The sequence below is a fragment of the Acidimicrobiales bacterium genome (assembly GCA_041394185.1).
Lineage (GTDB): Bacteria > Actinomycetota > Acidimicrobiia > Acidimicrobiales > Poriferisodalaceae > JAAETH01.
Window position 1 is genome coordinate 670,330 of record JAWKIQ010000002.1, and the last position, 12,241, is coordinate 682,570.

Sequence of the window (12,241 nt, forward strand, 5' to 3'; positions counted from 1 at the left end):
GAGGGCCCGGCAGAGCCGGACCCCCTCGAAGCGAGTGGTGTCAAGAGATGGGGTGACCCTGGGGTCACATCATCCCTGGCATGCCCCCCATGCCACCCATGGCGGCAGCGGCGGCAGCGGGATCCTCGTCGACCGGCTTGTCGGTGATGAGGGTCTCGGTGGTCAGCAGCAGAGCTGCGATAGACGCAGCATTCTGCAGGGCGGCACGAGTGACCTTGGCGGGGTCGATGACGCCGGCCTCGACCAGGTCTTCGTACTCGCCAGTGGCGGCGTTGAAGCCCATGTTGCCCGTGCCCATCTCGATCTGCTGAACGACGACGGCACCTTCGTGGCCTGCGTTCTGAGCGATGAGGCGAGCCGGAGCGTCAAGTGCCCGGAACACCATCTGGGCGCCGGTGTTCTCATCGCCCTCGAGCTGCAGGTCCTTGATGGCAGCGCGAGCACGAAGCAGTGCGGTGCCACCGCCGGGGACGATGCCCTCTTCGATGGCGGCACGAGTAGCCGAGACGGCATCCTCGATGCGGTGCTTCTTCTCCTTGAGCTCGACCTCGGTGGCCGCACCGACCTGGATGACGGCGACGCCGCCGGCCAGCTTGGCGAGGCGCTCCTGGAGCTTCTCGCGGTCCCAGTCGGAGTCGGTCTCTTCGATCTCGCGCTTGATCTGAGCGACGCGACCGTCGACGTCTTCCTTGCTGCCTGCGCCCTCGACGATGGTGGTCTCGTCCTTGGTCACGATGACCTTACGAGCCTGACCCAGCAGATCGAGGGTGGCGTTGTCGAGCTTCAGACCCACCTCTTCGGCGATGACCTGGCCACCGGTGAGGATGGCCATGTCGGCAAGCATCGCCTTGCGGCGCTCGCCGAAGCCGGGAGCCTTGACAGCGACCGAGGTGAAGGTGCCGCGGATCTTGTTGACGACCAGGGTGGCAAGAGCTTCGCCCTCGACGTCCTCGGCGATGATCAGCAGAGCCTTGCCGGTCTGCATGACCTTCTCGAGAACCGGAACCATCTCCTGGACCGACGACACCTTGCCGTTGACGAAGAGGATGTAGGGATCCTCGAGCACGGCTTCCTGGCGGTCGGGGTCGGTGACGAAGTACGGCGACAAGAAACCCTTGTCGAACTGCATGCCCTCGGTGAACTCGAGCTCGGTGCCGAACGTGTTCGACTCCTCGACCGAGATCACGCCGTCCTTGCCGACCTTGTCGAAGGCTTCGGCCAAGATCTCGCCGACGGTGGTGTCGGCAGCCGAGATGGCGGCGACCGAGGCGATCTTGCCCTTGTCGGTGGAGACATCCTCGGACATCTCGCCGATGCGGTCGACCGCAGCCTTCACGGCAGCCTCGATGCCACGCTTGAGCGACATCGGGTTGGCGCCGGCGGCAACGTTGCGCAGACCCTCGCGGACCAGCGACTGCGCCAGCACGGTGGCCGTGGTGGTGCCGTCACCTGCGACGTCGTTGGTCTTGGTGGCAACCTCTTTGACCAGCTGAGCACCCATGTTCTCGAACGGGTCCTCGAGCTCGATCTCGCGAGCAATCGAGACACCGTCGTTGGTGATGGTCGGAGCGCCAAACGACTTCTCGAGCACCACGTTGCGACCCTTGGGGCCGATGGTGACCTTGACTGCGTCTGCGAGCTTGTTCACGCCGGCCTCGAGGCCGCGGCGTGCTTCTTCGCTGAACTTGAGAATCTTCGGCATGGGCTACTTCACCACCGCAAGCACGTCGCGGGCGTTCAGGATGAGCAGGTCCTGGCCACCGATGCTGATCTCGGTGCCGCCGTACTTGCTGTAGACGACGACGTCGCCTTCCGCGACATCGACGGGGATGAGCTCACCGGTGGAGTCCGAGCGACGGCCCGGGCCGACGGCCAAGACAGTGCCCTGTTGGGGCTTCTCCTTGGCGGTGTCGGGAATGACCAGACCGCTGGCGGTGGTCTCCTCGGCATCGTTGGGACGCACGACAATGCGATCCTCGAGCGGCTGAAGGTTCATGTGATGTGCCTCCGTGGGGCATTAGCACTCTCATATGGCGAGTGCTAACGATACGTTCGTCCGCACGGATCGACAACCCCTAGTCGACGAATCGGATAGCCATTCTGGGATTGGCACCGCTGTCGAGGGTGTCGGGACCCTCAGCCTGGAGCTTGAACCAGCCCGCGGCCGCGACCATGGCGGCGTTGTCGGTACACATCGCCCGGCTGGGAAGGTGGCAGGACAAACCCTCGGTGGCGCACACCAACTCGGTTGAGGCTCGCAGCAGGCTGTTGGCGGCGACTCCTCCGGCCAAGCAGATGCCCGTCGCCCCGATGTCTGCTGCCGCACGCCTGGCCTTTTCGACGAGCACGTCGACGGCGGCGGCCTGGAACGACGCCGCTACGTCGGGCACCGAAACATCGGGATTGGCCCTGACGTGGTTCACCACAGCGGTCTTCAGACCGCTGAAGGAGAAGTCATAGCCGTCGTTGAGCATGGCCCTCGGAAACCGGATCGCCTCGGGGTCGCCTTCGAGAGCCACGGCGTCGATCGCCGGCCCTCCCGGGTAGCCGAGATCGATGAATCGGGCGACCTTGTCGAATGCCTCGCCCGCGGCATCGTCAAGGGTCGAGCCCAACAGCCGATAGCGCCCAGGCGCCTCCATAGCAACCAGCATGGTGTGCCCGCCCGAGACCAGCAGCATGACCAGCGGAAACTCGAGATCGGGTTCGTCGAGCAGGGCGGCGTGGAAGTGGGCCTCCAGATGGTTGACCCCCACGAAGGGAACCCCCCACACCAAAGACAGCGCTTTTGCCGAGCTGACCCCCACCAGCAACGAACCGATCAGCCCCGGCCCCACCGTTGCGGCAACTGCGTCGATCTGGGGGTAGTCGACCCCGGCCTCCACCAACGCCTCGGCCAGAACCTCTGCGATTCTCTGCTCGTGGGCCCGCCCCGCCACCTCGGGAACCACGCCCCCATAGGCCGCGTGCAGATCGATCTGGCTCGACACCACGTTGCTGCGCACGCTGCGACCACCCACCACGATGGCGGCCGCCGTTTCGTCGCAAGACGTCTCGATGCCAAGCACCACGAGTTCGGAAGGATCACTCATCAGATCGACCTCCAATCGGTGGCGCCTGTCAGGCCGGCTTCGATATCGCGCAGCTTGGCGCGAAACGACGACGTATCGATGTCGTTGAGCCACATGATCGCAGCGTCCTCACCATTGTCGGAGTAATAGCCCTTGCGAACCCCGGCCACCTCGAAGCCGAATCGCTCATAGAGCGAACTGGCCCTGGAGTTCGACACCCTGACCTCGAGGGTCATCGCCTCACAGCCCAGGTCCAGCGCCCCTCGGCACAGGCCGAGCATGGCCCTGGTTGCCACGCCGAGCGACCGATACGACGGATGCGTGGCCACCGAGGTGACATGCCCATCGGGTCCCACCTTCATGAGCCCGCCGTAGCCGGCGATTGTGCCTTCGACGCGAACGATGCGATAGACCCGGGTCGCTGAATTGGCGAGTTCCTGCAAGTACATCGCCGTCGACCAGGGCGAGGGATAGGACTGCGCATCAATGGCGCGCACCGCCTTCAGATGGCGCCTGGTCATCGGCTCGACCACTATGGACAAGGCCGAGCGCGCCGGCATGGACGATGACCCGGTCATGAAAACCCGGCACTCTTCCAGTTGGGGGTGGCGTCGGGTCCGCGAAGGTAGATCGGCTCGATCTCGCGAGGCTGTTGGAACTCTTCGCGCACAGCTCGGCTGTGGGCCAGTTCGCCCAGCGCTGCGGCCGACGGAAACCGCATTCCTTCCCGTCCGATCTCGACGCCGTGGACTCTGGACAAGATGTCGGAGTACCTGTCGGCCCCGTCTCCGACGAGCAGGCAGTCTTCGCCAAAGCTCTCGACCAGGCCTGCGACCTCGTCGGGTGAAGCCACAACGGGCTCGGTGAGACGCTGAACGCCACCGTGTACTCGGCGATAGGTGGCAGCGAAGACCTCGCCGCGTCTGGCGTCGACTGTGGCGACGATGCGCCTGTCGCTCATGCGCGCTGCGAAGGCGAGCAGATCGAGGCTGGAGACCCCGACCATGGGGATACGCAGCGACTGCGCCATCGTCTTGGCGGTGGCCAGGCCCACACGCAGCCCAGTGAACAATCCGGGGCCCACGTCGACCGCCACCGCGCCCAGGTCCGATGGGCCCACCCCGGCCTGCCGGAACAAGAACTCGACGGCGGGCACCACGGTTTCGGCGTGTCTGCGATCGCGGTTTGCGTGGAAGCTGGCCAAGACCCCGTCGTAGTCGACGAGGGCCACGCCGACCTGGGGCGTGGATGTCTCGATGGCGAGGATCAACACGGCTCGGGAACCTCTAGGGAACTGAAGGCGACCTCGAACTCGGCGAGCCTGTCGACCCACGCGTTTCCTATCGCGACAAACTCGAGAACTCTGTCGTCGGGTCGGGCCGGGTCGCCCAGTCGAAGACGAACTTCGAGATAGTTGGGTGGAAGCTCCGAAGACACACGGTCGCCCCACTCGATGATCGTGACCGAGCCGTCGTCGAGAAGCTCGGGAAGCGACAGGTCGAACACCTCGTAGACGTCTTCGAGCCGGTACACATCGAGGTGATGAACCAACAGCTGAGCGCCCTGATAGTCGTGTACGAGGGTGAACGTCGGGCTGGTGATTCGCTCGACGACCCCTAGTGCGGCGCCAAAACCCTGCACAAACGCCGTCTTGCCCGCTCCCAGATCGCCGGTGAGAACGATGAGGTCGCCCGAACGTGTCATCGACGCGACAGCCGCGGCGATGGCCTTGGTGGCATCAGGAGAGCTGCTCTTGACCTCGATCACACCTCCTGATGCTAGCGACGCGATCCGCTTCGGGGGTCAGACCCCGCCATCGCGCCCGATCGCCATGCGCGGAACTCGCGAGGTCACCCGTGTCAGCACCTCGTAGGGGATCGTGTCCGACCAATCGGCCAGGTCCTCGACGGTGATTCGCTCGTCGCCCTGGCTTCCGATCAATACCACCTCGTCGCCGTTGTATGCCGTGCTCCAGCCGATGTCGACCATCGTCTGGTCCATACACACGCGTCCTACGACACGTCGGGATGTTCCGCCAACCAACACCCGAGACCGGTTGGATGCAGCGCGCGGATATCCATCGCCGTAGCCGACCGGAAGGGTGATGACGCGGGTCGCCTCGTCGGGAGCCCAGGTCGAGCCATACCCGACCGGAGAGCCGGCTTTGACGACCTTGAAGTAGATCACCGTCGACAGCCACTCCAGGACTGGCAGCACGTCGATGCTGCGCTGGGTCTCGGCGCTGGGGTACACGCCATAGGTGAGCACGCCGGGCCTCACCATGTCGAGGTGACTCTCGGCGAGCTGGGCGACCGCGCCCGAGTTGGCGATGTGGAATAGGGGCCGATCGCCGAGCCCGCGCAACTCTTCGGTGGCCACCATGAATCGCTCGAGCTGGCTCTTGGCGTGATCCAGGTCGGCCGCATCGGCGTTCGCGAAGTGAGAGAAGACACCTTCGACCTGGACGTCCTCACAGGCGAAGGCCCGATCGAAGAAGGGCTTGGCCCTGTCGTGGTGAACCCCTATGCGCTCCATGCCAGTGTCGATCTTCAGGTGCACCCGCGGACGCTCGCCTCGACGGCGGGCGATGGTCGCCACCTCGTCGAGCTTGTCGGTCGAGGGCACGGTCAAGATCAGATCGTGATCGAGAAACGATTCGATCTGGGGTTGGAATGCTCCACCGAGCACCTGGATGTCGCCGGTGAAACCCAACCTTCGAACCTCGATGCCTTCCTCCAGGTAGGCGACCGCGACGCGTCGGGTACCCGTCGCCTCCAGATGCGGGACCACCAGATCCAGGCCATGTCCGTATGCGTTGGCCTTGATGACGGGCATGACGATGCACCCGGGGCCGACATGACGTTCGATGGCCGCGATGTTGCCCGACAGCGCCGAGAGGTCGATCCTGCAGAAAGTCGGGCGGGGCGGCACCTCGTTCACGGACGCCATCCTGACCGAGTGCGCGCCAGAGCGTCGACGATGTCGGAGGCAACCGTGCCGGCAGCCAAGTGGTCACACGTCGAGCCATGCCAGTGCGCTGCGCACGCGACAGTCAGAGCGACCTGGTCGACATCATCGGCGTCAGGTCGAAGCTGAGCCAGCACGGCTCCGAGCATTCCGGACAACACGTCGCCCGACCCCGCCGTCGCCAGCCGCTGATCTCCGGCGGTCACCAACCACGAGGCTCCCGTTGGCGAAGCGACCACCGTCGTAGGACCCTTCAGCAGCACCACAGCACCCGAACGTGTAGCGAGCTCTCGGCATTCACCGACACGGTCGGGACCGGGTGGACGGCCCACGAGTTTGGCGAACTCGCCGTCGTGTGGAGTCACTATCGCCGGACCACCCGCACGTCGAAGAACCTCCGGACGCCCCCAAGCAAAACCCAGCCCGTCGGCGTCGATGACGGTCGGAACCGGCGAGAGCGCCACCAGCGCATCGACGAACTCGTCCTGGTCGCGCCCGAGACCAGGCCCCAACACGAGCGAGCCGAAACGGTCGAGGTCGGCCGCGACCCTGGCAGCCCTTTCGCGAGCATCAGCCGGTGCGGCGCCGGCCTGGTCGTCAGCCGAGCGGGCGACGACCTCGACCGGCAATCCATCGGGGATGGCATCGCCGGCACCGCTGACCACCACCATCCCCGATCCGGCACGCATCGCTGCCGACGAGGTCAGGTGTGCAGCTCCCCACATGCCGGGGCTGCCGGCCACGACCCTGACCGCCGCAGACCACTTGTGCGCCCGGCGTGGCCTGTGCGGCAGGACGCGCTCTGCCAGTCCGTCGTCGACCAACCAGGTGTCGATCTGGGCTGGAGCCAGATCTAGACCGATATCGGCCACCACGACCTGCCCGCACAGCTCTGGGCCATCGCCGAAGAACATTCCTCGCTTCGGCGCTCCGAAGGTGACCGTGGTGGTGGCACCCAGCGCGCCGAGATTCGCGCCCGTCAACGCGTCGAGACCGCTGGGAACATCGACGGCGAGTATCGGCGTGCCCGCGTCGACCTGTGGTGGTTCGTATGGCCTGGACAACCCGGTGCCGAACGCGGCGTCGATGACCAGATCGGCTGGGCCGACGAGACCGACGGTGGGGTCGACCAACTCGACGCGAACGCCGGCAGCCTTCAGCCGGGCGGCTGCAACTCGGCCGTCGGCTCCGTTGTTGCCGGGCCCGGCGATAACGACGACCCGCCTGCCATAGGTACCGCCCAGAACATCGACGGCCACCCGGGCGACGACCGATCCGGCCCGGCCGATCAGCTCATCGAGATCGCCGGCGGCCGAGTCGACGACTCGCACCTGCTCTGGCGTCAGCACCGGCATCGGCGAAACACCGAGACCGCGCCAGCGCCCGAGCTTCACGACGTCCAGTGCTTGGCCAACACGTACACCGGCTCGCTGAGCAAGTCGATGACATCCACCGTGGCCAGCAGATCGTCACGAAAGCTCGGCTCGGTCTCTGTGACGGCATCCTTCAGGGCTGCGTACCGGCCTCTGTAGCCCTGCATCACCGCCCTCATGGTTTCGGCGTTCAGCCGCTCGGGCATCTTGACGTGCAGCAGCGTCAGGCCAGTCGGTTGGGTGTCTTTGACCTCGGGTATCAGCACGATCGTGCGATTGTCGCTGCGACCCTTGCTGACGGTGACCTCGCGCTCGAATGCGGCGCGGTGCTTGGTGCCCCGAAGGGTCGGCAGCGACTCGGTGCGCGTCGGGATGTTCAGTGAGATGCCGCCCCGGTCGATGACCTGCACCAGAGCATCGCCCTCGACGTCGCCATCGATTCGATAGCGGGTGTATCCGACGACCTCGAGCACGGCGGGATCGAGGGCGCTGAGGGTTCGCAGCGCCCTGTAGGAAAGCCGGTCGCGAGGAGTCCCGGCCGCGAGCACCTCGCGAACCAGCGCAGATTCCAGAAGGGTCTCGTCCGAGCGAGATATACCCACGGTCACGGTCTTGGCCTGGTGCTTGATCGCATCGACCGGACGGGTCAGCTCGTCGGTTGCCAGGGTCAATGCCCTCATCAGATCCTCGATGACCACTGCGGGTGTGCCGACCTTGCCGAAGTCGACCTGGAATCGGTCCAGGGGAATCAGCCCCGACGCGTAACGCAATAGGGTCGACAGGCGCACCGCCGTGCTGGCCTCGAGGTTGCCGTCGTACTGGTTGGTGCGGATGCCATCGAAGAAGCGGCTGGTCGGCTGGGTGAGGGCGGCAACCACTTCGTCGGACTTGCCGGCCTCCCATCCTTCGTCGACCGCACCCTCGATGATGGATCGGCACTCGCGAAACGGCCGCGCCAGCGCGTCGATGGCCAGGGCCGATTCGTAGCCGAACAGATGCCCGGCCACCGTGGCCAGGACGAAGTCAACCAACGGATGCACGGCCGGAAGCGAGATCAGGTCGACGGCCGCCGAGAACCGGGTGGTGTCGCCAGAAGCCAGCACGATGGGAGTGGCCTTGTGCGCCCGGAAGATCGCTACCTCCTTGGCGACATCGTCGGCGGTCGAACCGACCAGGCCTGCGGCACACACGATGATCATCGGCTCAGAGGACAGGTCGATGTGCTTTTTGTCCTCGGTGCTGTCGAAGGCGATCGCCTTGTAGCACAACTCGCTCAGCTTGATCCTGAGCTCGCGGGCTGCAGTCGCATTGATGCCGTTTCCGACGACTGCCCAGTATCGCTTCGACGTCGAGTGCCTTCGGGCGATCTCGCCGATCCGCGAACGTTCGGCGACCACCTCGGCCATGGCCTCGGGCAGGGAACGGATCGCCGACAACAGCTCGGAAATCTCTTGGCGCGGAGCCGAGTCGGGATTGACGGCCCGGGCGATGGCACAGGCCAGAAGTGCACCAGCGGCGATCTGGGCGTAGAACGCCTTTGTCGAAGCCACCGACATCTCTACGTCGCGACCGTCGCTGGTATACAAAACCCCGTCAGACCGATCGGTCAGATCACTGCCGCGGCGGTTGACGATGGAGATCACCGCGGCCCCGCGGCCCCGCACCAGGTCGACCGTGCGATTGGTGTCGGTCGTGGTACCCGACTGGCTGACCGCCACCACCAAGGTGTTCGACATGTCGGGTTGAAGGCCGAAGCCAGACAACTCGGTGGCCAGACGAGACTCGACCTTGATCGAACCTCGGGCCAGGTTCGACAAGAAAGCGCCGAGGCTCTCACCGGCAACGGCCGCTGTGCCCTGCCCTATCGAGATGATGTGGGTGATCTGGCCGCTGCCCAGTCGATCGGCGATGAGGGACGGGAAGGCGCCCTCGTCGAGCCTCTCCTCGAGAAGTCCGTCGGCCTCGACGATGCGGCCCCGCAAGGTTTTGCGGAACGACTCGGGTGCCTCGCCGACCTCCTTCAAGAAGAAGTGAGGCGCGTCACCCAGGTCTATGTCTCGCGTCGTGATCTCTGGCCGGACCAGTTCGGCCTCGGCCACCCGCAGGTGTTCTCCGCTGTAGGAGATGCGGGTGAGGCCGCCGGTCGTGCCGGCGCCGCTCGACTCGACACGAACGATCTGGCCCCGCGAACCCACGGGGTTGTCGGGGTCTGCGGGAGTCTCTCCATCGAGACGCAGGTAGGTACCGGCCTCTTCGACCACACCGTACGGCTCGGAAGCCACCACATAGGCGTGGTCGGCCAAGCCCACATAGAGCGCCTGGCCAGAGCCGCGCAGGGCGAGGTACAGGCAGCTCGGATCGTCGACGATGTGGGTTGCGATGGCGACCGACCCTTCAAAGGACGCCACCGACGACCGGAACGCCTCCAGGGCATCGTCGCCACGTTCGAGACCGCGCGCAACCAGTGTCGGGATGACCTTGGCGTCTGTTGTTATCTCTGGAGCGATCTCGAGCCGGTGGTGCGCCTTGAGGTCGGCGAAGTTGTCTACGTCGCCGTTGAGAACCGAAGTAACCAACGGACCATCGAGCTTGCCCAGCTCGCACGAGTCGAGCGGATGGGCATTGGCCTCTGAGATGATGCCAATCGACGCCCACCGCGTATGTCCCAACACTGTGGTGTGTGCGCCCGGGCGCGACATGGCGCGGGTCAACAACTCGTCGGCGTCTATCGCAGCGCGCAAGGCCGCGGTGTTGTCGCCGAGCTCACCGATCTCGGCCGCCGCCTTGTAGACGAACACGGCAATCCGCTCGTCGGCTCGCACCGCACCCGACCGATAGACCGCGTCACCCAACCGCACACTCAGCTCGGAATGGGCCTCGAGCTCATCTGGCCCGAGACCGTGGTTCTCGACCACCACCTCGATACCGGCCGAGTCGCGTCCGCGAACCTCGAGCCGGTCCAAGGCCGACAAAGCCACCTGAATGGACCAGAATCCGGCAACCTGCTCGATCGTGGGATTGGCCGGAGCCAGAGCTGCAATCGCTGCAGCATTACGGACCCGGTCGCGCTCGAGCGCCCAGGCGGCATCCTTGAGATCGACCAGCACCCGGTTGAGGGTCTCCGTAGAAGCGTCGAAAACGAGCCGCCCGGTATCGACCGCACTGTCAATCGCAGCGACCGAGACACGGAATCGGTTGGTCAACGCCGCAACGTCGGCGAGAACCTTGGGATCGTCCACCAACGCCCGCACTCCTGGCAGTGAGCGAAGATCAGCGTCCAGGTGCTGCGCTGTCTGGGCGGCGGTCTCGAGTGAACCTACGTCGAGATCAACTGACGCTGCATCGAGCAAATCGGCAGCCATCGAAAGGCGAGCCAACACGTCGGCCGGATCCAGGGGCGTGCGGTCGTCGCGCTTGCGGACGACTCCGATGATTCCACACATGACGGCGAGCGTACCCCTCGACTATCGGCGGACGACCGCGACCTCAGTGGGCCTTGGCCACCCCATATCGTTCTCGAACTGCTTCGGAAAGCCCGTCGGCGGCCCGCTGCGCGATTTCAGCCGTCGTCGACTCGACCATGATGCGCACCAGAGGTTCGGTGCCAGAGCTTCGCACCAGCACTCGCCCATCGGACCCGAGCAGCTGCTCGGCAGTTGCGATCTCTGAAGCGAGATCGCCGGCCGGATCGTCTGGCCGGACAGCGGTCTCGATGTTCACCAACAGCTGGGGCACCGTGGTCATCACCTCAGTGGCCATCTCGCCCAGCGGTCGGCCTGATCGGACGATCAGATCGCTCAGCAGGAGGCCCGCCAACAAGCCGTCGCCCGTGGTGGCCAGGTCGGCGAAGACGATGTGTCCCGACTGCTCGCCGCCCAGCGACCATCCACCGGTCGCGAGCGCCTCGAGGACGTGACGGTCGCCGACGGGGGTGACGGCGACATCGATGCCATGTCGCGCCATCGAGCGGTGGAGCCCGAGATTCGACATGACGGTGACAACAAGTGTGTTTTCGGCCAGCATGCCTCGCTCGGCGAGGTCCAGGGCGAACATGCAAAGCAAACGGTCGCCGTCGACGATGTTGCCTCGAGCATCTACTGCGATGAGGCGATCGGCATCACCGTCGAGCGCCAGACCCAGATCGGCGCCCGATGCCACAACCCTGGCAGCCAGCGGTGAAGGATTGGTCGAGCCAACACCGTCGTTGATGTTGCGACCGTCAGGATGGTCGTGCAAGACCTCGACATCGGCTCCCGCGGCGCGGAACAGCTCTCCCGCCAGGGGCGATGCGGCTCCGTGCCCACAGTCGATGACGATGTCCAGACCGGCGAGCGATCGGCTCTCGAGGGCGCCCAGCAACATCTGGCGGTACTGCCCGAGCGAATCGTGGTCGCGGTGTATCCAGCCCACAGCTTTCGGATCGCCAGCGACCTCGGCGCCGGCCAGCCCCGCCAGCACGCGCTCGATGGTCGACTGAGTCTGATCGTCGAGCTTGAGCCCGCCGCGGCCGAAAATCTTCAGCCCGTTATCGTACCAGGGGTTGTGTGAGGCCGACACCATGACCGCGGCCGCGTCATGGGCGGCCGCCAGATATGCAACGCCTGGTGTTGGCATGACACCCACGTCGAATACGTCGACCCCTTCGGCTGCGAGGCCCGACGCGACGGCGCCGTCGAGCATCGGACCACTGCGGCGAGGATCGCGGGCGACGAACCAACGAGGTGCGTCGATGACGCGCGCTGCGGCGCGGCCCAGACGCAGGGCCAATTCGGGGGTCAGCTCGGAGTTCGCGGGCCCACGCAGGCCATCGGTGCCGAACCGCACCTCGAC

10 protein-coding genes are annotated in these 12,241 nt (G+C 65.5%); all 10 read right to left on the reverse strand.

Going from position 1 to position 12,241, the window contains the following annotated elements:
• Positions 1 to 64: 64 nt before the first annotated feature.
• Positions 65 to 1,702: a chaperonin GroEL gene (groL, locus tag R2770_10525; GenBank protein MEZ5280900.1), complete on the reverse strand. Its 1,638-nt coding sequence runs from the start codon at positions 1,700 to 1,702 to the stop codon at positions 65 to 67.
• 3 nt (positions 1,703 to 1,705) lie between these two features.
• On the reverse strand, positions 1,706 to 1,996 hold the full coding sequence (groES, locus tag R2770_10530) for a co-chaperone GroES (GenBank protein MEZ5280901.1): 291 nt from the start codon (positions 1,994 to 1,996) through the stop codon (positions 1,706 to 1,708).
• Between the two features lie 79 nt (positions 1,997 to 2,075).
• Positions 2,076 to 3,092: a tRNA (adenosine(37)-N6)-threonylcarbamoyltransferase complex transferase subunit TsaD gene (tsaD, locus tag R2770_10535; GenBank protein MEZ5280902.1), complete on the reverse strand. Its 1,017-nt coding sequence runs from the start codon at positions 3,090 to 3,092 to the stop codon at positions 2,076 to 2,078.
• Positions 3,092 to 3,649: a ribosomal protein S18-alanine N-acetyltransferase gene (gene rimI / locus R2770_10540; GenBank protein MEZ5280903.1), complete on the reverse strand. Its 558-nt coding sequence runs from the start codon at positions 3,647 to 3,649 to the stop codon at positions 3,092 to 3,094. The genes tsaD and rimI overlap by 1 nt, the downstream gene beginning before the upstream one ends.
• Positions 3,646 to 4,344: a tRNA (adenosine(37)-N6)-threonylcarbamoyltransferase complex dimerization subunit type 1 TsaB gene (gene tsaB, locus R2770_10545; GenBank protein ID MEZ5280904.1), complete on the reverse strand. Its 699-nt coding sequence runs from the start codon at positions 4,342 to 4,344 to the stop codon at positions 3,646 to 3,648. The genes rimI and tsaB overlap by 4 nt, the downstream gene beginning before the upstream one ends.
• Complete coding sequence (gene tsaE / locus R2770_10550; protein ID MEZ5280905.1) at positions 4,338 to 4,838, reverse strand: tRNA (adenosine(37)-N6)-threonylcarbamoyltransferase complex ATPase subunit type 1 TsaE; 501 nt, start codon at positions 4,836 to 4,838, stop codon at positions 4,338 to 4,340. The genes tsaB and tsaE overlap by 7 nt, the downstream gene beginning before the upstream one ends.
• Positions 4,839 to 4,874: 36 nt before the next feature.
• Positions 4,875 to 6,011: an alanine racemase gene (gene alr / locus R2770_10555; protein ID MEZ5280906.1), complete on the reverse strand. Its 1,137-nt coding sequence runs from the start codon at positions 6,009 to 6,011 to the stop codon at positions 4,875 to 4,877.
• Entirely contained in the window at positions 6,008 to 7,432 is a 1,425-nt protein-coding gene (locus R2770_10560) for an NAD(P)H-hydrate dehydratase (GenBank protein ID MEZ5280907.1), read from the reverse strand. The genes alr and R2770_10560 overlap by 4 nt, the downstream gene beginning before the upstream one ends.
• On the reverse strand, positions 7,429 to 10,854 hold the full coding sequence (locus R2770_10565; protein MEZ5280908.1) for an SIS domain-containing protein: 3,426 nt from the start codon (positions 10,852 to 10,854) through the stop codon (positions 7,429 to 7,431). Before R2770_10565 ends, R2770_10560 begins: the two co-directional genes overlap by 4 nt.
• A 43-nt stretch (positions 10,855 to 10,897) precedes the next feature.
• Positions 10,898 to 12,235 carry a phosphoglucosamine mutase gene (gene glmM, locus R2770_10570; GenBank protein MEZ5280909.1) on the reverse strand — a complete coding sequence of 446 codons (1,338 nt, stop codon included), beginning with the start codon at positions 12,233 to 12,235 and terminating at the stop codon, positions 10,898 to 10,900.
• Positions 12,236 to 12,241: the final 6 nt, after the last annotated feature.